General features: G+C 59.2%; 17 protein-coding genes. 9 read left to right on the top strand and 8 right to left on the bottom strand.

Translation table 11 applies throughout. The features are described 5' to 3' along the window. Positions 1–277 precede the first annotated feature (277 nt). Positions 278–1,135, bottom strand: a complete 858-nt coding sequence (locus tag PMW67_RS01230) for a hypothetical protein (protein WP_124786405.1) — start codon at positions 1,133–1,135, stop codon at positions 278–280. Positions 1,136–1,700: 565 nt separating this feature from the next. Next, positions 1,701–3,140, bottom strand: a complete 1,440-nt coding sequence (gene pdxR, locus PMW67_RS01225; protein ID WP_124786406.1) for a MocR-like pyridoxine biosynthesis transcription factor PdxR — start codon at positions 3,138–3,140, stop codon at positions 1,701–1,703. A 145-nt stretch (positions 3,141–3,285) separates the two neighbouring features. Here pdxR and pdxS point away from each other — a divergent pair, with 145 nt between their 5' ends. Both pdxS and pdxT read left to right on the top strand, forming a co-directional pair. Beyond that, entirely contained in the window at positions 3,286–4,176 is an 891-nt protein-coding gene (gene pdxS, locus PMW67_RS01220) for a pyridoxal 5'-phosphate synthase lyase subunit PdxS (protein WP_117840755.1), read from the top strand. A gap of 20 nt (positions 4,177–4,196) precedes the next feature. Next, positions 4,197–4,784 (top strand): pyridoxal 5'-phosphate synthase glutaminase subunit PdxT, encoded by a 588-nt coding sequence (gene pdxT, locus PMW67_RS01215; RefSeq protein ID WP_118270739.1) that lies wholly within the window; start codon positions 4,197–4,199, stop codon positions 4,782–4,784. 423 nt (positions 4,785–5,207) lie between these two features. Here pdxT and PMW67_RS01210 read toward each other — a convergent pair whose 3' ends face one another. Together PMW67_RS01210 and PMW67_RS01205 are read right to left on the bottom strand one after the other, a co-directional pair. After that, positions 5,208–6,116 carry a hypothetical protein gene (locus tag PMW67_RS01210; RefSeq protein ID WP_124786408.1) on the bottom strand — a complete coding sequence of 303 codons (909 nt, stop codon included), beginning with the start codon at positions 6,114–6,116 and terminating at the stop codon, positions 5,208–5,210. A gap of 152 nt (positions 6,117–6,268) precedes the next feature. Further along, positions 6,269–7,684 (bottom strand): MFS transporter, encoded by a 1,416-nt coding sequence (locus tag PMW67_RS01205; protein ID WP_117840575.1) that lies wholly within the window; start codon positions 7,682–7,684, stop codon positions 6,269–6,271. A gap of 204 nt (positions 7,685–7,888) precedes the next feature. On the opposite strand from PMW67_RS01205, the gene PMW67_RS01200 reads away from it, so the two are divergent. Further along, positions 7,889–8,299, top strand: a complete 411-nt coding sequence (locus PMW67_RS01200; RefSeq protein WP_117840577.1) for a peptide deformylase — start codon at positions 7,889–7,891, stop codon at positions 8,297–8,299. A 183-nt stretch (positions 8,300–8,482) separates the two neighbouring features. Here the strand turns inward: PMW67_RS01200 and PMW67_RS01195 are convergent, their stop codons facing one another. Together PMW67_RS01195 and PMW67_RS01190 are read right to left on the bottom strand one after the other, a co-directional pair. Then, positions 8,483–9,964: an aminotransferase class I/II-fold pyridoxal phosphate-dependent enzyme gene (locus tag PMW67_RS01195; protein ID WP_117757320.1), complete on the bottom strand. Its 1,482-nt coding sequence runs from the start codon at positions 9,962–9,964 to the stop codon at positions 8,483–8,485. Between the two features lie 202 nt (positions 9,965–10,166). Then, positions 10,167–11,024 (bottom strand): LysR family transcriptional regulator, encoded by an 858-nt coding sequence (locus tag PMW67_RS01190; RefSeq protein WP_117778911.1) that lies wholly within the window; start codon positions 11,022–11,024, stop codon positions 10,167–10,169. Positions 11,025–11,142: 118 nt separating this feature from the next. On the opposite strand from PMW67_RS01190, the gene PMW67_RS01185 reads away from it, so the two are divergent. After that, entirely contained in the window at positions 11,143–12,054 is a 912-nt protein-coding gene (locus PMW67_RS01185) for a DMT family transporter (protein WP_271738565.1), read from the top strand. 139 nt (positions 12,055–12,193) lie between these two features. Beyond that, positions 12,194–14,440: a KUP/HAK/KT family potassium transporter gene (locus PMW67_RS01180; RefSeq protein ID WP_334204037.1), complete on the top strand. Its 2,247-nt coding sequence runs from the start codon at positions 12,194–12,196 to the stop codon at positions 14,438–14,440. Positions 14,441–14,521: 81 nt separating this feature from the next. Here the strand turns inward: PMW67_RS01180 and bsh are convergent, their stop codons facing one another. Both bsh and PMW67_RS01170 read right to left on the bottom strand, forming a co-directional pair. Next, positions 14,522–15,487 carry a choloylglycine hydrolase gene (gene bsh, locus PMW67_RS01175; protein WP_271738564.1) on the bottom strand — a complete coding sequence of 322 codons (966 nt, stop codon included), beginning with the start codon at positions 15,485–15,487 and terminating at the stop codon, positions 14,522–14,524. A gap of 131 nt (positions 15,488–15,618) precedes the next feature. Continuing rightward, entirely contained in the window at positions 15,619–16,038 is a 420-nt protein-coding gene (locus PMW67_RS01170; protein ID WP_117563534.1) for a peptide deformylase, read from the bottom strand. A gap of 193 nt (positions 16,039–16,231) precedes the next feature. On the opposite strand from PMW67_RS01170, the gene PMW67_RS01165 reads away from it, so the two are divergent. The 4 genes from PMW67_RS01165 to PMW67_RS01150 all read left to right on the top strand — a co-directional run bounded on the left by PMW67_RS01165 (position 16,232) and on the right by PMW67_RS01150 (position 22,492). Next, positions 16,232–17,545: an NCS2 family permease gene (locus tag PMW67_RS01165; RefSeq protein WP_117803754.1), complete on the top strand. Its 1,314-nt coding sequence runs from the start codon at positions 16,232–16,234 to the stop codon at positions 17,543–17,545. A 208-nt stretch (positions 17,546–17,753) separates the two neighbouring features. Then, entirely contained in the window at positions 17,754–19,526 is a 1,773-nt protein-coding gene (locus tag PMW67_RS01160; RefSeq protein ID WP_253056557.1) for a carbohydrate-binding domain-containing protein, read from the top strand. 302 nt (positions 19,527–19,828) lie between these two features. Further along, positions 19,829–21,619 carry a hypothetical protein gene (locus tag PMW67_RS01155; protein ID WP_271738563.1) on the top strand — a complete coding sequence of 597 codons (1,791 nt, stop codon included), beginning with the start codon at positions 19,829–19,831 and terminating at the stop codon, positions 21,617–21,619. Positions 21,620–21,826: 207 nt separating this feature from the next. After that, positions 21,827–22,492, top strand: a complete 666-nt coding sequence (locus PMW67_RS01150; protein ID WP_253056563.1) for an alpha/beta hydrolase — start codon at positions 21,827–21,829, stop codon at positions 22,490–22,492. Positions 22,493–22,502: the final 10 nt, after the last annotated feature.

Below are 22,502 nucleotides of genomic sequence, written 5' to 3'. Positions count from 1 at the left end.
ATCATGCTTCACTCTCAAATCAACGCGCATAAAGAAAGCCTCCCATTTCTCATGTCCAAGAAATGGGAGGCAGTTCAGACCGTATTGGTTCGGGCCTTTTTGTGTCTCGAGGACTCGTTAACGCCCTGAAATAGAGCTATCTTCGGCATCGGTCTCTCGTCAAAAACTAAGTGAGTAGACTTTTCGAAACTTGCCGAGCAGACCATCCGTATTGCTTTATAAAGTCGCAGGTAAATGACTTGTTTCAAAACGGCCTGGTCGCCAAAGTGCCAAAAGCCTACTCACTTAGAACCGCAGCCGTCCACGATCGAGCTGTTTTGCGTCTAACGGGCATCTTTCCGTCGATTACTCCCAATTTTGTCCAGTCAACGAATAGTTCAGACCGGAGTAATGTCTCAGCCCTTTGCTCATCTGAGCTTTTATCACGATATTCAGCATCGAGCATCCTGCATATGGCCTTAACGATCGCGCGGAATCTATCCTCATCGGATATCTGTCTGTGTGTCAGGAGAAGTACATCGTAGCCCATGGCCTGAAGGGCCGTCATGCGGTCAGCGTCACGCAAGCCATCCCCTGCGCGTCCGTGCGAGGCCTTTCCCTGACATTCAATGGCCACCTGTCGCCTGCCGTCCGGCGAAGAAAGAAGTAGGTCGATATATACACGGGACTTTCCCACAATCGCTCGAGCACTTGTGCTTAGCATCACTTCAACATTAAGCTCTATGCCGCAAAAACCTTCGCCTCCCAGGGATCGCGGCAGTGCAAGTAGCAAATACGCCTCGACCTCAAAAGGCGACGCGGCGCCCAATGGAACGAGTTGCGATACCGCTATAAATCTATTGCCGTAACGCATCCCGCAAACATCTGAACAAAAACGGTCAAGGTCTCCGCCCAAAACCAAAGCGTCTCGACGCCATAAATTTGAGGCGGTGCCGTCCTCGGACGGGCAGCGCACCCAACCGAACGTTGTCGAAATCGCGCCCGAATCAATTGCACGCGAAAGCTCCGCCTCAAGTGCCGCCGGCAGGGCACACACCGCAAACAAGCCACACATCTCCGCCAATACCAAAAGAAGCTGAAGATCCGTCAGATGCCGCAACATGATGAATGCCGTCAGTAGAGGAGACGTAATCAAAACCCCATGCTCCGTTCCCAGCACGGATTCCCTGGGAAGCTCACCAAGAAACAGCCGCTGCCTAATGCTGGCAGGACAAGTCCGTTTGTTTCTCGACCGAACCAATGTATACAACGGAAAACCGAGCGCGACCGCAGCCGTCGGGTTGCGGGCGAGATCATATCGCTGCCGGTCTTCTTCCGGTCGTGGAAGCGGCGGACACAAAGCGCGGACTTGAGGAGGCAAACGCCAGTACCTAAAAGCTGATATGTCACAAAGTAGATCCTTCATAGGCACAGGAAAACACGAATTTCAACCCAGTCAGTCACGCATTGGCGCGAACGCACCAAAAATGGCGCCGAACGGACTGCCAAGTTTTCAACAGCCCTCCCCAACTGGCCAAAAGCTTGCCGAGAGCTGGACGAAGCCCTGTTGAAAACCCCATTTTTTCTCATGCAGGAGCTTTGCGCGGCAAGTGAGTAGACTTTTTTGAACATCCCGAGCAGGCCGGTCATCCTGCTTTTCAAAACCGCAGGTAGATAGCTTGTTACAAAACTGCCTGGTCGCCAAAGTGCTAAAAGTCTACTCACTTAGGTTGCAGAGTGCCCCCCCCCATTAGCTGCAATTCCAAGGTAGTTAGTACTTTTGGACTCAGATCGTCATACTGAACAAGAATTTGAGTTGAGTTTTCAGGGACAGATGCGCCATCGGCACACCAAAAACAGTCACCGATATCGATAAAAGGGATGCTCGAGCGCGTGAGGGCCCGTGCAAAAGAGCTTCCGCCCGCGTCACACTCCACGGCCACGACGCAGTAAAGGCCGGCGTCCGCGTACTCGATCGAGACTTCCCCTGCCGGAAACGTTTTCCGTACAAGCGCCGCCAGGCCATCACGCGCCCCACGAGCACGAACGCGCACGCGGTTCACATGTCGCTCGTAATCACCCGATTCCAGCAAACGCGCCAAGGCAACCTGATCAACAGAACTTACCGACGAGGCGTAGAAACCAAGGTTGCGTTTAAACCTCTCCATTAGTTCATCGGGCAGCACCATGTACGCCAAACGTAACGCCGATGAAAGGCTCTTCGAAAACGTGTTGGTGTAGATAACCGACTGGGCGGCATCGATCGACGCGAGCGCGGGAATCGGCTTGCCGGCAAGGCGAAACTCACAATCAAAGTCGTCTTCGATGAGATACCGACCTGGCCGCTCGGCGGCCCAGCTCAGCAACGCATAGCGACGTGCAATGCTCGTCACAAGACCGGTCGGATACTGATGAGACGGCATCAGGTGAAGGACATCGGTCCCGGTTTTCTGCAGCGCGCTCAAGTCCACGCCCTCAGCATCCAACGGGACATGCCGCACTTCGCAACCCATGGCCTGATAGATGCGCGTCAAGCGCAAATAGCCTGGATCCTCGACGGCATACACCTTGTCCGCGCCAAGCAACTGAACCAACATGGTATCGAGCAGCTGGGCGCCCGCACCGATAACGATATTGTCGGGATTGACATTCATGCCCCTTGTCCCGCGCAGATGGCGCGCAATCGCACGTCGCAGTCGAGCGGTGCCCTGCGCCGGTGCGGGCGAAAAGATTTCACGTTCGTCTTCGGACGTCAGCGTCGCCCGTAGCGCACTTTGCCAAAGCCGCGCCGCCTCCAAAGCGGAAGGAGAAAGTGCGTCGAATCGCTCTGCCTGCCCCATGGCATCATGCGCGCTGGGACCAACAGGGACAGCATCTCGGTCGATATCCCCCGCAGCCAAAGCCAAAACCGGCGCATCCGGGAGCTCGCACGCGTAGTAGCCACGACGCGGCATTGAGCAAATATAGCCCTCGGCAAGCAACTGGCTATATGCATTCTCGATGGTAATGACACTGATACCCAGATGACTCGCAAAGGCGCGCTTAGACGGCAGATGCTCCCCCGCCGCAATACGGCCAGCAACAATATCATCGCGAATTTGCTGGTAAACATACTCATAAAGCGATGCTTCGCCGCGATTTTCCAAATTGTAGTCAAGCATGGGTCTATCACCTGACCTTATTGAATCATTCAATCTGGCATTAGTCTGACCTTGTTATTATCTCGAAAACTGAGTATTTCGCCATACCCAGCTCCCCGATAGGATGTTCCGTTAAGCAATGCACATGCCAACCAAGGGAGCAACCATGGCAGAACAGACCAGCAAGGCCGATCGCGTCAAACTCAATCGCGAGCTCGCGCAGATGCTCAAGGGCGGCGTCATCATGGACGTCACCACGCCCGAGCAAGCACGCATCGCCGAGGAGGCGGGCGCCTGCGCCGTCATGGCGCTCGAGCGCATCCCGGCCGACATCCGCGCCGCAGGCGGCGTCTCGCGCATGAGTGATCCCAAGATGATCAAGGGCATCCAAAAAGCTGTCTCCATCCCCGTTATGGCCAAGTGCCGCATCGGCCACATTGTCGAGGCGCAGATCCTGCAGGCCATCGAAATCGACTACATCGACGAATCCGAGGTCCTCTCCCCCGCCGATGATGTCTATCACATCGACAAGACCCAGTTTGACGTGCCGTTTGTCTGCGGCGCCCGCGATCTGGGCGAGGCACTGCGCCGTGTTGCCGAGGGCGCCACGATGATTCGCACCAAGGGCGAGCCGGGCACGGGCGACGTCGTTCAGGCCGTGCGCCATATGCGCAAGATCCAAAAGCAGATCCGCGACGTTGTTGCCCTGCGCGACGACGAGCTCTTTGAGGCAGCCAAGCAGCTGCAGGTTCCGGTCGAGCTGGTGCGCGAGGTCCATGCCGCGGGCAAGCTCCCCGTCGTAAACTTTGCCGCCGGCGGAGTCGCGACCCCCGCCGACGCCGCGCTGATGATGCAGCTGGGCGCCGAGGGCGTCTTTGTTGGCTCGGGCATCTTTAAGAGCGGCGACCCCGCCAAGCGCGCCGCCGCCATCGTCAAGGCCGTGGCAAACTTCACCGACGCCAAGCTCATCGCCGAGCTTTCGGAGGACCTGGGCGAGGCCATGGTGGGCATCAACGCCGACGAAATCGAGATCATCATGGAGGAGCGCGGGCGCTAGTCCAGCAGAAAGGATCGCACATGAGCGATTATGCAGACCAAACGGTCGCCGTGCTGGCGGTCCAGGGCGCTTTTGCCGAGCACGAGGCAAGACTGTCCGAGCTGGGCGCACGTTGTATCGAGATGAGGCAGGCGGCCGATTTGCAGCAGAACTTTGACCGCCTGGTCCTCCCCGGCGGCGAGTCCACCGTTCAGGGCAAGTTACTTGCCGAGCTTGGTATGCTCGATGAGCTTCGCACCCGCATTGTTGAGGGCATGCCCGTCCTGGGCACCTGCGCCGGCTTGATTCTGTTGGCGCGCGATCTTGCCGCCCACGACGATAAGGGGACGCCGCGCTTGGCAACCATGGATGTGCTCGTTGAGCGCAATGCTTACGGCAGACAGCTCGGCAGCTTTCGCACCAAGGGGCAGGTAGGCGGTATCGACTGTGAGGTGCCGCTGACGTTTATCCGCGCGCCCCGCATCGTCGAAGTGCACGGCGACACTGAGGCCCTAGCCGAAGTCGACGGTCGCATCGTCGCCGCCCGCCAAGGCAACCAGCTCGGCGTCACCTTCCACCCCGAGCTCGACGAAGACACCCGCCTCCACGAACTGTTCCTGCAAATGTAGGCAGAATTTAAACGAGCGTGGATTTTCGGACATACAACAAATGAGAGTGGATAATCTCCCACTTTGAGCTTGAATGCAGGCTCAAACCGGGAGATTATCCACTCTCATGCTATGTAGTCGTTGGGGACGTTCTTAAACGACTAGTCAAACAAGAACGTCCCCAACGACCATATTGCGATAGACGACCACGTTTGCCCAGATAAAACCGACCAAAATAAACCTGTCCCTTTTTGGTAGGTTTGGATCAAGGCAACGCCGATGCTTTGGTACCGACAGCGAAAACCCGCCAGAGCGAGCAAGGTGCCTTGAAACAAGGCGGCATTGACCTTCTGGTCATGCCGCCGAAGTTGAAAGGCAGATTGCCGCCCTGGCGGGTTTGCAGCGTCAACTAGTTACGCGATTTGGTAAAACCGCGTAACCCAACTAGAAACGGTTGCCGCGGAAGCCGCCACCGTTGCGGCCGCCACGGTCGCCACCGCGACCGCCGCGGTCGTTACCACGGTTGCCGCCGAAGCCGCCACGGTTGCCACCGCGATCGCCATAGCCACCACGGTTGCCGCCAAAGCCGCCGCGACCGCCACGGTCGCCGCCACGGTCACCAAAGCCGCCACGGCCACCGCGATCGCCACCGCGGCCGCCGCGGTCACCGCCACGGCCACCGCGATCGCCAAAGCCGCCGCGACCGCCACGGTCGCCGCCACGGCCACCGCGCTCGTCACGGCCGCCGCGAGGACCGCGGTCCTCGTCCAGGCCCATGGCGACGAGCGGAGCGATAACCTTATCGAGAGCGGCCATCAGCTCGGTGGCCTCCTCGTAAGAAAGCTCGGGCAGGAGCTTCTCCTTCTTGTTGGCAAGCTCGGTCAGGCCCTCAGCGGCATCCTCGGCAGCGAAGACAACGATCTTGCGCATATCGCCCTCGGCGTCGTCGATGCGGCCGACCAGATCGGCAGCCTCGGCCTCGGCCATCAGACCATCGAGCTCACGGAGGCGCATGCCCAGCAGGTCGGACATTTCCTTCTGCTCCATCTTGGGCTTGAGGTCAAGAAGCTTGATGGCGCGCTCGATGTTCGCCATGCGCTCGGCCTTGGCCTCCTCCTCCTTGGAAATAGCAAAGCGACGGCTACGCAGCAGGCGGGCGGCCTTCTGCATCTTGTCCATCAGCTCTTCGTCATCGTAATCAACGGCGGCCTCGACAACCTCGGCCTCCTCGGCGGAAACCTCGTCAGCAGCCTCAACCTCAGCAGCTTCGGTCTCCACGGTCTCGACTGCCTCGACCTCGGCAGCCATGGTCTCGTTCTCGGTCTCGTTCATGATCTCTTCGTTCTCAGACATGAGACTCCTTCTTGGCCCTCTCGGGCATCATCGCCCCATTCGCGGGGCCCGTCGCGCACTCTTTGCGCTTTATACATTCATGCCTCTCGGCAAAACGTCCATTAGTTTATGGTGTCGCCATCCAATCTAGCTGCAGAATCTATGTGCACACATTAATGCGACATGTGCGACTCGCGGCGAGCGTACACCAGCGACACCGCGAACCCGACAACGGCAATCACGGCCGCCACGCGCACGGCGGCTGCAAATCCTATCGCCTGGGCAACGTCCGACGCAACGCCCGCGGCGCCAGCAGCCACCGCAGAACTCGAAAGCAGGCCGATAAACAGCGACGGACCAAACGACGCGGCAATCATGTTCCACGTGTTGAGCAATGCCGTTCCGTGAGGATGTTCAGCGGCAGGCAGCGTCTCCAAGCCGGCCGTTTGCGAGGGGCTCAACACCAAACCGACTCCGGCATACACCACAACGGTCAGCGCCACGACGACGCCGATGTTCATGCTTGCCGCCGTCATCGAGATGGCAGTCTGTCCCACGGCAATCAGGGCAAAGCCGACCGGCAGCAGCGGCCATGCGCCACGGGCGTCCATCACGCGTCCGCCCACAATCGAGGTCACAGCGTTGCAGGCAATTGCCGGCAAAATGAGCAGGCCCGCAACAAGCGCGGTCATGCCGTATGCGCCCTCAAAATAGAGCGGCAACAAAACGCTCATCGAGAACGTCGTCATCATCGACACCACCACAAGCAAGCACGCAGGCCAAAAACGAACGCTCGCCATGGGACGCACGTTAAGCACCGGATGCTCGAGCTTGAGCTGACGAACCGCAAACAGGCCGAGCAGCACAACGGCGGCAAAAAGCGTCACGATGCCGGCAATCAGATTGGTCGAGAACTCGCCTACGGAATACACAAATGCCGTAATGCCGGCAGCGAGCAAAACAACCGACAGAATATCAAGCGTGGCGTTCGAGCGCTCTCCGACATTCTGAACAAGCTTTACGCCCGCCGCAGCGACCACAATGCCGCCCACCAGCGGCACTACGAACACCGCCCTCCAGCCAAACAACGTGCACATAAGACCGCTGATCACAGGTCCAAACGCCGGCCCCAGCGTAATGCAGGCACCGCCCAGGCTCAGATACAGACCGAGCTTCTCGCGCGGCGCGCAAGACAACACCACGTTCATCATGAGCGGGAACAAGATGCCCGATCCCGCAGCCTGCAAAATACGACTTGGCAGCAAGACGGTAAACGTTGGGGCGACCAGGCACAGGACTTCTCCGGCGACCAGGCATCCACATGCGAAAAACAGCAGCTTGCGCGTCGAGAAGCGACCGGAAAGAAAGGCCATGATGGCCGTAAAGATCGACGTCACGATCATGTAGCCCGAAACAAGCCACTGCGCCGTGATGGCACTCACCGAAAAGGCCGCCATGATGTCGTGCAACGCCACGTTAATGATGTTCTCGTTAAACGCGGCAACAAAGGCCGCGATATACATTACGGCGAGAAACGCCGAAGTGGCCGATGGCGCTACTTGAACTTGTTGCTGAGATTTGCTCCCCATGCATTTCCTTCCTCTTGGAACGACAGTCGTATCGCCCCAGAGGAACAGTCCAGGGCGAGGATGAGCCCTAGACTTACGCCAGACGCCGCACGCGACGAGTCTGGCAACATGGTCCAACGTCGAAAGATTGTAACGCGAACGCGCAGCTTTCCTTCCGCGCTATTATTAAAAGTCCACGAAAGCATGAGACATGAGGAGCCCGCCATGATTAAGCCCATCATGAAATCCGAGTTCTTTTTGCGCCTGCCTTCCGAAGACGCGGGCCCCGATGACGCCGTGACCGGGCAGGACCTCCTGGATACGCTCCATGAGCATGAGCACGAGTGCGTGGGCCTCGCCGCCAACATGATTGGCGTGCGCAAACGCATCATCTGCGTAAAGGACGGCAACAGGACACTCCTGATGTACAACCCTCAAATTCTTGAGCAGGTCAATGCCTATCAGACGAGCGAAGAATGTCTCTCGCTGATCGGCGAGCGCCCCTGTACTCGCTATCGCCGCATTAAGGTTGAGTATTTGGACGAGAATTTCGTCCACCGCATCAAAAACTTCTCGGGCTACACCGCCGAGATCATCCAACACGAAATCGACCACTGCAACGGGATTGTTATTTAGACAGCCAGGGTAACGATGCAGGTTGAGCACACGACAGCAAGCGAGCCGCATTTGCGCCAAGGTGACGTGAAATGAGAGGGCGCTGACCTTCTGGTCGCGCCCTCGAAATTGAACGTCAGATTGGCGTGAATGCGGCTCGCGCAGCGTCAAGTGGTCCGCCGTTCGGTAGAACGGCGGAACTAATTAGCTCTGACGGTAATGATCGAAGAAGTCGGCGAGATCTTCGAGGGACTCTTTGAGCACTTCCATGCGCGGCAGGTACACGATACGGAAGTGGTCGGGCTCAGCCCAGTTGAAGCCGCCGCCGCGCGTGATCAGAATCTTCTTCTCGTGCAGCAGGTCAAGGGCGAACTGCTCGTCATCGGTAATGTTGAACTTCTTCACATCCATCTTGGGGAAGATGTAGAACGCCGCACGCGGCTTAACCACCGAGATGCCGTCAATCTTGTTGAGCGCCTCATACACAAAGTTGCGCTGCTCGTAGACACGGCCGCCGGGGCGGATGTAGTCGTTGACGGACTGATGGCCACCGAGCGCCGTCTGAACGATCGACTGAGCCGGCACGTTGGAGCACAGGCGCATGTTGGAGAGCATGTTGATGCCCATGATGAAGTCGCTCATGCAGCGCTGGTTGCCCGAAAGCACCATCCAGCCAATACGATAGCCCGCGATCATGTGCGACTTGGACAGACCGCTAAAGGTGACGCAGGGCAGATCGGGAGCGAGCGAGGCAATCGAGACGTGCTCGTAGCCGTCCATGCACAGGCGGTCGTAGATCTCATCAGCAAAGATCATCAGCTGATGCCTGCGTGCAACCTCGACGATGCCCTCGAGCACCTCGCGCGGATAGACGGAACCCGTGGGGTTGTTGGGGTTGATGATGACGAGGGCTTTGGTCGCGCTCGTGATCTTGGACTCCATATCCTCCAGGTCGGGATACCAATCCGCCTGCTCATCGCACAGATAGTGCACGGGATGACCGCCGGCAAGGGTTGCGCACGCCGTCCAGAGCGGATAGTCGGGGCTGGGGATCAGAATCTCGTCGCCATTGTCGAGCAGCGCGTTCATCGAAAGCTGAATGAGCTCGGACACGCCGTTGCCCGTGTAGATATGCTCCATCTGAACGTTGGGCAAGCCCTTGATCTGCGAATACTGCATGATCGCCTTGCGCGCGGAGAACAGGCCACGCGAGTTGGAATAGCCTTCGCAGTCGGGCAGCTGCTGGCGCATGTCCTTGATGACCTCGTCGGGCGTGCGGAAACCGAAGGGCGCCGGGTTGCCGATATTGAGCTTGAGGATGCGCTCGCCCTCGTCCTCCATACGGGCGGCCTCGTCGACGACGGGACCGCGCACGTCATACAGGACGTTATCGAGCTTGGTGGATTTAGAAAAAGTACGCATGGTGGTGCTCCTTGCAATTTGAGCTGAGGGATGGGGTTCGGGCTTGGAATCGTTGCGGGGTGATGACGCCTCGCCTTGATCGGCGTCGCCGGCAAGCAGCCAGGTAACATCGACCTCCAAAATACGGGCGAGCAGCTCAGCCACATCGCGCCGCGGAATCGTCTTGCCGCTCACATATTGGCTCATCTGACTCTTGCCGAGTTTTTTGCCGAGCATCTCCGATGCGCGGATCACGTCCGACTGGCGAACGTCGCGATCGGACATAGCCTGTCGCAGACGATCGCTAAACGTCTCTTGGGCCACTAGAACCTCCTTGCTGGCAAAGTTCAATTTATACAACACGAATTGAACCTGAGTTCAATTTAGGCAGCAGTATAGCGCCGTGCTATTTCGAAAAGTTCAATTTCAAAAATAAAATGAGCAAGACCTCGAGATTTATCCCAAGGCGATAACGACGTGCACGCATTTAGAGGTATTCGAGGAAACGAGCGGCGGCAAGCGAAACATCGGCCGTTCGATATATGGCGTTGATCTGCCGATGGGGATGCCCTTCGAGCGGACGCACAGCAACATCGAACTGGCAGCGACGCAAGATGAGCGCGGGAAGAATGCTCACGCCCAGGCCATCCTCGACCATAGCCATAATCGCATAGTCATCCCAAGTCGACAGTTTTGAGCGCACCGCCAGCCCCGCCCGACGGAATAGCGGCGTAATCTCGTCATCAGTGCCGCGTTCTAGCAGAATAAACTGCTCGTTGGCTAAATCGGCAAGAGAAACGACCTCCGCCGTGGCAAGCGAGGAGTCCGCTGGCACCACGGCCATCAACTCGTCTTGCACCAACGGTCGCGACGCCATGCCGGCGCCGCGTGGCTCGCGCGGAATAAAGCCCAGGTCGCAGCGGCCTTCCGCCACCCATTGCTCAATCTCGGAGTAATCACCCATCAGTAGCTCGTAATCGACATCCGGATGATCGGCGCGAAAGCGCGCAATCACCGGCGGCAGTACATGGGTCGCCACACTCGAAAACGTACCAATGCAGATCTTGCCGCGCATGAGCCCACGCATCTCGTCCACGTGTCGCTGCAGGCGGCCAAACTCCTCGCAGAGCGCCTCAACCGCCGGCATGATCTGCCGCCCATCGGCAGAAAGCACCACACCCTCGCGGCTGCGGTCGAGCACCTTAAAACCCCAATCGGTCTCAAGGTCGCCCACCATGCGGCTCACGCCCGACTGCGAATAGCTCAGCCGCTCGGCGGCGCGCGTAAAACTGCCGGCCCGCACGGTCTCGAGCAGCACCTGCATCTTTTGAATATTCGTTTCCACGGCACCCCTCCACCTTTACATGAGTTTTTGTCATGTTATCCATGCATTATATTCGCTTTTCTTCTAAAGCCAGTTCACCCATAGTGAACATGCTCGGATATAGAGGGGATGTCAGCACATGAACAACGGATTGTTTACGTACTTAGCAGCATTGCTATTGTTTGGCTCCAACGGCATCATCGCCGCTGCCATCGCGCTGCCGAGCTCCGATATCGTACTGTTGCGCACGTTTTTGGGCGCTCTCACCCTTGCCGCCATCCTCTTCATAACCAAGCGCCATAACCTGCAGGCTCCGTCTCGCCCCCGCGAGGACGCAGCGCTCATCGTCTCGGGCGCCGCGCTGGGCGCCAGCTGGATTTTCCTGTTCCGCGCCTATCAGACGATCGGCGTTGGTATCTCCTCGCTGTTGTATTACTGTGGCCCCATCATCGTTATGGCCCTCTCCCCGCTCATTTTTGGCGAAAAGCTGACCGGCGGCAAAATCGCTGGCTTTGTCGCCGTCGCCTGCGGTGCTTTTCTCATTGCAGCGCAAGGTCTAGGCGGCAATATGCCCATTGCGGGCATCGTCTGTGGAATCGCCTCGGCCTTCTGCTATGCATTGATGGTCATCGCCAGCAAGGGTGCGCCGCACATCGAGGGCCTCGAGAACTCCGCACTCCAAGTGAGCGCCGCCTTTGTGACCGCACTGGCCCTCACGCTCATCACGCAGGGCGCTCCCTCGTTCCTGTCCGCCGGCGTCGCCGCCAGCATTGATTGGCGCGCCGTCGCTATGCTCGGCGTCGTCAACACCGGCATTGGTTGCCTGCTCTACTTTAGCGCCGTCGCCAAGCTGCCCGTCCAGACCGTCGCCGTCGTCGGCTACCTCGAGCCGCTTTCGGCGGTCGTGTTCTCGGCCGCCCTTTTGGGTGAAGCCATAACACCGGTCCGCCTGATGGGCGCCGCGCTTATCATCGGCGGCGCGATTTTTTGCGAACTCGCCGGCAAACGCGCAAACGCCAAGGCTGGCATCGCCCAGACAGCACGTGCTTAAAAGCCCCTGCTTTGAAATGCTACCTGCGTAGATAAATAATCCCCAGCTGAGGATTATTGTCTAAAATAACCCGATGTGCCAAACTGCTCTTGTATGTATAAAGACGGCATAAAGTTTTTTGTCCTAGACAGATAACCGGATGTCTAAGGGAGTCCTCGTGGCACACAACAAACTGGAGGCAAACCTCCAAGACCAGCGCAGGCAAGGCGGGCACGGAGCCATCCCCCTCTCCGCTGGCATGCTGCTCGTAACGCTCGGCGTCGTCTATGGCGACATCGGCACGAGCCCCATGTACACCATGAAATCAATCGTCACCAACAACGGCGGCATCGGTACCGTCAGCGAGGACATGATCCTGGGCGCGCTTTCGCTCGTCATCTGGACCATGACGCTCGTGACCACGGTCAAGTACGTGGTAATCGCCATGAAGGCCGACAACCACAACGAAGGCGGCATCTTCGCCCTGTTCAGCCTCGTACGCAAGGTGGCACCATGGCTGATTCTGCCCGCCATGATCGGCGGCGCGGCGCTGCTCGCCGACGGCATCCTCACCCCCGCCGTCACGGTCACCACAGCCATCGAGGGTCTGCGCACCATCGAATGGGGCCATGCGCTGCTGGGCGACGGCCAGACCAACGTCATCATCATCACCATCATCATTATCTGCGGCCTATTTGCCATGCAGCGCGCCGGCACCTCGTCAATCGGCAAGCTCTTCGGCCCGCTCATGACGCTGTGGTTCCTGTTCCTGGCAGGCGCCGGTCTGTTCAACATGCTCGGCAACCTGTCCATCTTGCGCGCGCTCAACCCCATCCGCGGCATTATGTTCCTGTTCTCGCCCATCAACCATTCGGGCATTATGGTGCTCGGCTTTGTCTTCCTGTCGACAACCGGTGCCGAGGCACTCTACTCGGACATGGGCCACGTGGGCAAGGCAAACATCTATGCATCCTGGCCATTTGTTAAGGCGGCCCTTATCCTCAACTATCTGGGTCAGGGAGCTTGGCTACTCGCCAATAACTCCAACCCCCAGATGCTCGCGATGGATATCGTCAACCCGTTCTATATGATGCTCCCCGAGCCCCTACGCCCCTTTGCCATCGTGCTTTCGGCCGTGGCGGCCATCATCGCCTCACAGGCGCTCATCACCGGCTCGTTCTCGCTGGTATCCGAGGCAACGCGCCTCAACCTTATGCCGCACCTGCGCATCCACTACCCCAGCGACACCAAGGGCCAGCTCTATATTCCACTCGTCAACAACATCATGTGGGTCGGCTGCATCTTCATTGTGCTGCTGTTCCAGAACTCCGAGCGCATGGAGAGCGCCTACGGCCTCGCCATTACCGTGACCATGCTTATGACCACCACGCTTTTGACGAGCTATATCGCCGGCATTCTCAAGCACAAGCTGGGCGCCTGCGTCTTCGCCCTGCTCTTCGGCGCCATTGAGCTGTGCTTTTTCGCCTCGTGCCTCACCATGTTCTTTGACGGCGGCTATGTGATGATCTTCTTGGCCGCACTGCTGTTTGGCCTTATGTATGTGTGGCGTCGCGGCACCGCCATCGAGCGCACGCAGACGATTCTGCTGCCCGTCTCCAAGTACATCGACCAGCTCAATCGCCTGTGCAATGACGAGACCTATCCCGTGCTCGCCGACAATCTGGTATTTCTCACCAACAGCCCCGACCCGCTCACACTCGACCGCGACGTGCTCTATTCCATCCTGGACAAGCACCCCAAGCGCGCCAAGGCATATTGGTTCATCAACGTGCACGTTACCGACGAACCCTATACGCACGAGTATTCCGTCGAGACCTTTGGCACGGACTTTTTGTTCCGCGTGCGCCTGGACCTGGGCTTTAAGGTCAACCAGCGCGTCAACGCCTATCTGCGTCAGATCGTCGGCGACTTGATGGCATCGGGCGAGCTGCCGCCGCAACATCACACCTACTCCATCTACGAGACGCGCGGCAACGTAGGTGACTTCCGCTTTTGCATGCTGCGCAAGATGCTTGCCCCCGAAACGGACATCAACCGCAATGACCACCGCGTGATGGCCATCAAGTACGCCGTCCGCCGCGCCTGCGGAAGCCCGGCACGCTGGTACGGTCTCGAGAACTCGGCCATCATCATTGAGTACGTACCGCTCTTTGCCCGCATGCGCCCGGCCGTTAAGCTCGTGCGCACCCAAGTGCCGCTCGAGGTTCAGATCGAAGAGGCCGAAGAAATGGAAGTCGACATCTTCTCGGACGACCTGGTCAACGGCAACGAAGCCGGTAAGAATATGAACGTCGATCCCACTGAGCTGCTCGAGAGCGTCGCAGATACGCCCGAACAGCAACTCGACGGACTCGAGAGCACCCAGTTCAACGACGCCAACTTCTAACACGCCACCAGCCATTGACGACAACGGCCTCGCATCTCATAAGAGGTGCGAGGCCGTTTTATGTCGCAACGGACCAGTGAGCTACGAACGACGCGGCTCGGGAACCACGAGCCTATCGGGGCTCGCGCCCTCGGCATCCATCAGGCTCACGTAACGAATCGACGGATCCCCATACATCGCGTAGTAATAATTGCCCGTGCGCGCGCTAAAGCATCCGGTATAGATAGTCTTCTCGAACTTGCCATCGCCCATCCTGGACGCCCCCTCAATCATCACCACGCCCTCGAGCGAGCGGAACATGCGAACGACGTTTTCGGTCTCGCTCTCCTTTTGCGGGTAATTGGCATTGAGGTACGCCGCCTTTACAAAACGGCTCGGCGAATAGCAATCGCCCGGAATGCCGCGCATGCCGGCACCGGCTCCATAGGGCTTAAGCTCGGCGCCACGCCATGTCGCCGTCTGCGGAAAATCGCTTGTGGCGGTGATATAGGTGCGCAGGTTTTCCATGTGCCACGGGAAGGTCGGCTGGTTGGCAAGGGTGTCGACCGGATCGTCGTATACATGCAGGCCGTCAGCCATCATCTCGACCACGATGCTACGCTGGCTGTCGCCGATAATCCAATGAAGCAGCGACACGCCCAGCCCCTCTCCGGCAGATTTGGCGACAATCACCGTGTCGCACAGCGCGGCCTCGACCTCGTCGACCGTCGAAAACGTCGCTGCCACCCACAGGGGAAACTCATAGGCTGCGATATTGGTCTTGCCGTCGACAGGGTCCTCGGCATACTCGGCATAACCCGGGAAATTGAGACCCGCCACGGCGAGGCCCGCATCGTTGCCGCAGTCGAAGAACATAGGGTAGTTCTTGTAATCGATGCACATGCCGATTACCGCGTGTGCCGCCGACGCATCGTCGATAAACGAATACGGGATGTGGAACCCGCGCGGCATCACGCGAACCTGTTGTCCGTAGTCAAAGCTCCAGTCGAGGTTGCGGCCTAGATACATGTGGCCAGAATTATCGGTAAATCGAATGCTCGTGCACATAGCGCCTCCTAGCTTTACGTTCCTGCTAAGGTTATTGTCACCAAACAAAAAGGCGCTAAACACAAAAGCCCGGACATGACAACAATGTCATACCCGGACCAAAAGAGACGAAGTGCGGTGCTTTGGTCCCCTTAGACCAACTTTCCAAGACAGTGGTCGATCATATGCTGGACCATCTGCGCCTCGAAGCCCACAAAGTCCTGCTTGCGCTCGCGCATCTTGCCATCGACGATCTGGTCAAAGGCAACCTTGCACTTGATATAGCGCGTGGACTTGGTGACCTCCTCGTGCGTCAGGCAGCTCTCCTCCATCTTGCTGGCGCCCAGGCCAAACACCAGACGGGGGTTGTAGAGCACGTGGGGCTCGCCGGCGTCGTCCAGGTAGACGCAGACCTTCTTGGTAACGCCAATCTGGTTAGCGGCAAGGCAGCCGGCATCGTCGAGCGACTTGATGGTATCGATCAGGTCCTGAGCAACCGACTCGTCCTCGACGGTCGCAACCTCGCAACGCTGGGACAGGATAGCCTCGTCGTGGCAAAGCTCTTTAATCATACGTTCCTCCATAGGGGTCGTTGTAACCGCTTAAGTATACGGTACCCACACATTTTCATGCGATAAATACCGTCCGTCTGTTACAAAGCGCCGAACATCAACATGCGAGGAACAGCAAGGTTGTAAAGACGATATAGTAAGTGAGTTCGTGTCAATCGGCCTAAACTCGGGGCTGAACAAGGAAAGGGTATGCATGGACGAACTTTTTCACGTCAGTGAGCGCAAGTCCACAATCGGGACCGAACTTCGCGCTGGACTGACAACATTCCTGGCGATGGCCTACATCATCGCCGTCAACCCCGCAGTGCTCTCGGGCGCTGGCATTGATGCGGGAGCGCTCGCCTGCGCCACCTGCCTGGGCGCCGGCATCATGACCATCTGCATGGGCATCTTCGCCAACCGCCCGCTCGCCTGCGCGTCGGGTCTGGGCATCAACGCCATGATCGCGGGCATCGCCACCACCATGTGCGGCGGCGACTGGCACGTGGCCATGAGCGTTATCTTCCTCGAGGGTATCGTCATCTTGCTGCTCGTCCTGTGCGGCCTGCGCGAGGCCATCATGGACGCCATCCCCGTGGTCCTGCGCCACGCCATCTCGGTGGGTCTGGGCCTGTTTATCGCCATGATCGGCCTGTGCGACGCCGGCATCATCACCGCTGGCGCCGGTACGCTCGTCGGCCTGGGCGACATCGCCTCCCCCACCTTTATCGTCGGCATCATCTCCATCGTCGTGACGGTTGCCCTGGCTTCCCGCAACGTGCCGGGCTCGCTGCTCATCGGCATCATCGTCGCCGTTATCGCCGGAATCCCGCTGGGCGTCACCCATGCGCCCGAGGGCCTCATCGCACCGCTCGACTTCTCGACCTTCGGCGCCCCGTTTGCCAGCACTGCCGACGGCAACCTTGCCATCGTGAAGGTCCTGACCGACCCGATGCTGCTCGTCGTGGCCTTCTCGCTGCTCATGAGTGACTTCTTCGACACCATGGGCACCGCGATGGCCGTCGCCAAGCAGGGCGAGTTCCTGACCGAGGACGGCAATGTCGAGGACATCCGTCCCATCCTGGTCGTCGACTCCGTGGCCGCTGCTGCCGGTGGCTTTATGGGCGTCTCCTCCATCACCACTTTCGTCGAGTCCACGTCCGGCGCTGCCGACGGTGGCCGCACGGGTCTCACCTCCGTCACCACCGGCGTGCTGTTCATCCTCGCCGCGTTCTTCTCCCCCATCGTCACCATCGTTTCCAGCGCCGCCACCTGCGGTGCTCTGGTCTACGTCGGCTACCTCATGATGAGCGAGGCCTCCGAGATCGACTGGTCCGACGTGTCGCAAGGTTTCCCGGCGTTCATGATTGTCGCCGGCGTGCCCTTCACTTACTCCATCTCTGCCGGCATTGGCCTGGGCTTTATCGCCTACGTGATCGTCGCGCTCTTTAAGGGCGAGGCCTCCAAGATCAAGCCGCTCATGTGGATCGCAGCCCTTGCCTTCCTCGTCTACTTCTTCGTGGCGTAACAGCATAGTCTGCTAAAGCAAAACAACAAGGCGCGGAGTCGCATCGAGCGGCTCCGCGCTTTTCTTTTAAAGCCAGGCAACGCACGGACGCGCGATGTATTGCTTCCCGAGTTTTGGACATTTTGCCCTCCAAACGGCACTACCGCCGGCTACATCCTGCAGATATGCTGGGCGTAATCGCATAGGCCCTATGAGGATGGGAGTAGCCATGGCCGCCTTGTTCACGACCCCCAAGCGCAATGACAAAACCTCTGGAGCCCATTTTGTCGAGCCCGACGTTCGCCGTCGCATAGGACTCGCGCACAGCAGCTGGCGCCGCGTGACGCGCCGCATCGTCGTGGGTGCCGTGTGCGCGCTCACGGTGAGCTCGCTGCTCATGCCGAGCGTCTCGCTCGCGGCGGAGTGGGTGGACGTCGATGGCGTCCGCCACGAAGCGGCCGCGGGGCCCGCGGGAGACGCCGCCGGCACCTGGTCATGGGACGGCGCCGATGATATGAAGCTCAACGGCTACAACGGCGGTGCGATCGAGGCAGCGGGCAAGCTCAACGTGAGCTACGAGGGCAACAACACCGTCACTAACGACGACGGCCGCGGCATCAAGGTTAAGGATGGCGCGAACGAGAACGCCGAGCTTAATATTCAGGGCGACGCGTCCAGCACGCTCAACGTGGCATCTTCTCGTGACGCCATCACTTCCGTCGGCAACATCAACATCGACGGCGCTGGCACTGTCAACGCCACGAGCACCGAGCACGATGCCATCGATGCCGGGGGCGATGTCACCATCAAGGGCTCGGGAAACGTTAACGCCACGGGCGATTCGGATGGCATCAGGGCCGACGGCAACATCACGATCGACAACAGCGGAACCGTCACCGCCAAGGCCACCGAGGATCAGGGTATCGATGCTAACGAGAACCTCATCATAAAGGGCGGCGGCAAGGTAGAGGCAAGCTCTATCAAAGACAATGCGATTTGGGCCGACGGCAACATCGAGATCTCGGATGGCAGCCAGGTCAAGGCAAGTTCCGAGGAAGACGCCGCCATCGACGGTAAAAACAGCCTCACGGTCACGAACGCTTCCCTCAACGCAAGTGGCGTTGGGTATGGCATCTATGTCTACAAGGGCATCACGCTCGATGGCGCGACCGTGACGGCCCGCGCAAGCTCAGATGGCGGGGAAGTCAGCGCACTCTTCACCGATGAGGACGACATCGTCATCAAGAACGGCTCGACTGTGGATGCGCTCGCAGAAGGCAGGTTCTCGGTTGCAATCTCCACCAGTAATTTCTACTCCGGCGAAGCGGGTGGCCATATCTACATCAGCGACTCCGTTGTCAAGGCCATAGCCCGCTATGCCGAGACCGGCGGCGACGGCCCCGACCACTACAGTGCAGGCCAGGATGGCGAAACTAACCCTCAGCCCCGAGGCATGAACATCGGCATCTTTGCTCAGACCAAGGAGGGCATCACGCCCGCAACCATTTCGATTCTCCGCAGCAAGGTCACGGCCGAGGGAGACACGGCGGCAATCTTCGCCCTTGCCATGAGCGCGGATGGTAAGGCGATTGGCACCATCGAAATCGAAGGAGCCACCATCCAGACGCCTGAAGGCGGCAAGGTCATTGACTATCGCAACAAGGAAGAACTCAGCGACGGCATCGTCTACGAGGCGGGTCAAACCATCGGCACGGGCGACGCTGTGATCGACTCCCCCTATAACGAAGCTGTCGCCAAGAGCACGGTCATCGCGCCTCCCGAAGAGACCAAACCCGGGGAAAAGCCCGGCGAGACCAAGCCGGGTTCCAAGTCTAAGAGCGCGAAGACAACCAAGACCGTTGCAGTTGCAGCCACGGGAGCCAAGATCGCCGGCAAACTCGCAGCGACCGGCGACGCCTCGAGCGCAGCCATCGTGGCAGCCGCCCTTGCGGGAACAGCCGCCATCGCCGCGGGCGCCGTGGTGAGCCGCAAGCGCTCATAGACGCCCTTCATACACGAACCGACACTTTTAAAGCCGCCTAGTCCGCGCACCGTTTAGCAACGCCACCGCCGAGCCCCCCTCCGGCGGTGGCGTTTCCTGTTTGCACTCGTATGGTGCACACGCGAGCGGAGTCGCAACAGGCGGCTCCGCGCTTTGTGATTAATGCCCGACAACGCGTAGGTGCGCAGCTTATTCCTCTTCCGGATTTTGGACATTTTGCCCTCCAAACGGCACTACCGCCGGCAACATCCAGCAGATACGCTGAACCTAGCCGTATAGGCCCTTTGAGAACGGGAGCAACCATGGCAGCCTTGTTCACGACCCCCAAACGCAATGACACTACCGCCGGAACCCATGTTGCCGAACCCGACGTTCGCCGTCGCATAGGACTCGCGCACGGCAGCTGGCGCCGCGTGACGCGCCGCATCGTCGTAGGCGCCGTGTGCGCGCTCACGGCGAGCTCGCTGCTCATGCCGAGCGTCTCGCTCGCGGCGGAATGGGTCAAGGTCGGCGAAACCAAATACAACGCCGGCACTGCGGCGGGCGACGAGACCGGCACCTGGTCGTGGGACGGCGCCGACGACTTGAAGCTCAACAACTATAACGGCGGCGAGATCCAGGCCGCAGGCAAGCTCAACGTGAATTACTCGGGAAACAACATCGTCACTGCCGACTGGATCGAAGGCATCAAGGCTTCTCATGGCAAGAATGAGAACGCCGAGCTCAATATCCAAGGCAACGCGGGCAGCACGCTCAGCGTGACATCTACTGAGGACGCTATCCTCTCCACGGGTAATATCAACATCGACGGAGCCGGATCCGTCAACGCCACGAGCGCTGGATTTGATGCCATCGACGCCGAGGGCGATCTCGCTATCAAAGGTTCGGGCAACGTCAACGCCACGGGCGTATCGGATGGCATCAGGGCAAACGGCAATATCACGATTGACGACAGCGGGGCCGTCACCGCCAGGGCTACCAAGGACAAGGGTATCGGAACCGACAAGAACCTCACCATCAAGGGTGGCGGCACAGTCGAGGCAAGCTCAGCCGATGGTGAGGCCATTTGGAGCGGCGGCAACATCAATATCTCGGACGGCAGCCAGGTCAAGGCGAGCTCCGAGAAAGACGCCGCCGTCGAGGCCAAGGGCAGCCTCGCAGCCACAAACGCCTCCCTCAACGCAAACGGTGTTGAATATGGCGTCTATGCCCACAAGGGCATCACACTCGATCATGCAAACGTGACAGTCCGCGCAAGTAAAGGCAGATACGGTGGCGCCATTGCCCTCTTCACCTACCAAGACGATATCGTCGTCAAGAACGGCTCCACCGTGGACGCGTTTGCGGAAAGCGAGGTTTCGGCTGCATTCTCCACCAGAAACGATCGACCCAACGAGGAGGGTGGCCACATCTACATCAGCGACTCCGTTGTCAAGGCCATAGCCCGCTATGTCGAGAACGGCGACGGCCCCATCCCCTACAGCGAAAACCAAGATGGTGAGACGAGCCCCGAGCCCCAAGGCGAGAACATCGGCATCATCGCCCAGACCAGCGAGGGCGTCACACCCGCAGTCATCTCGATCATCCGCAGCAAGGTAACGGCCGAAGGAGATACAGCGGCAATCTTTGCCCGTGCCATGAGCGCTGACGGCAAGACAATCGGCACCATCAAGATTGAGAACGCCGCCATCCAGACGCCCGAAGGCGGCAAGGTCATTGACTATCGCAAGCTCCGTGACGGCATCTACGAGGCAGGCCAAGCCATCGGCACGGGCGACGCTGTGATCGACTCCCCCTATAACGAAGCTGTCGCCAAGAGCATGGTCATCGCACCTCCCGAGGTAGCCAAGCCGGAAGACCCCAAGCCCGACGAGACCAAGCCCGCAGAAAGCAAGCCCGCGGAGTCCAAGCAGAACCCCAAGCCTGAGGGCTCAAAGCCGACCAAGGCCGTTGCGGCTTCAATCACGAAAGCCAAGACTACCGGCGTGCTCGCGGCAACCGGCGACACCTCGGGTGCGGCCATCGTGGCAACCGTCCTTGCGGGAACAGCCGCTATCGCCGCAGGCACCATGGCGAGCCGCAAGCGCTCTTAGACGCCTCTGCGCACATGGCAGCTCCCGCGAAGGCCCCGAGTCCCAGCACCGTTTAACAACGCCACCGCCGAGCTCCCCTCCGGCGGTGGCGTTTTCCATATGCGTCCGCAGGGTATGCACGAGATTGTCTTTGGTCTAGCCCAACCTGCATGAGCCGGCGTGCGACAATGGGGGCCGTCGATATCACAACGCCGAGAGAAGCCCGTCATGGAAGCGCATCAAAAGCAGATAACCGTTCATGCACAGCATGCCGAAAGCGCACCAGTCATCTATCTTCCCGTGGTCATGGGCGACGGCACGGAGGTTTATGAACGCTGCCGAGAGCTCAACTGCCCGCCCTTCACGCTTGTCGGCATTGGCAGCCTCAACTGGAATCGCGAGCTGAGCCCCTGGGGATGCGACGGAACCGTGCGCGATGCCGAGCCCTTTGGCGGTCAGGCATCCGGATTTCTCGATGAGCTGTTGAACTGGATAATCCCAGAGGCCGAGTCGTCGCTTCCTCAGCCGCCCACCTGGCGCGGCATTGCCGGCTACTCGCTCGCGGGCCTCTTCGCGCTCTGGTCCCTCTGGCAAACCGACGCCTTTAGCCGCGCCGCAAGCGCATCGGGGTCGTTGTGGTTTCCCGACTTTGTCGATCGCGCCAGCACGGCCCCTTTTGCCGGCAACCCACAGGCCGTCTATCTGTCACTCGGCAAAAAGGAAACCAAGACGCCCAACCGCATGATGCGGCACGTGCTCGACGATACGCGCGCGATGGAAGAGCTGTTTATCGAGCGTGACATTCCAACAATGCTGGAGCTCAACCCCGGCAACCACTTTGCCCAAACCGACCTGCGCATGGCGCGCGGCATCCACTGGGTTCTTGCGCACTAAAAAGCCGGCC

Source organism: Collinsella aerofaciens (assembly GCF_028209395.1).
Taxonomy (GTDB): domain Bacteria; phylum Actinomycetota; class Coriobacteriia; order Coriobacteriales; family Coriobacteriaceae; genus Collinsella; species Collinsella aerofaciens_AZ.
The sequence above is the reverse complement of the archived record's forward strand: the minus strand, read 5'-3'. Positions and strand labels throughout refer to the sequence as shown.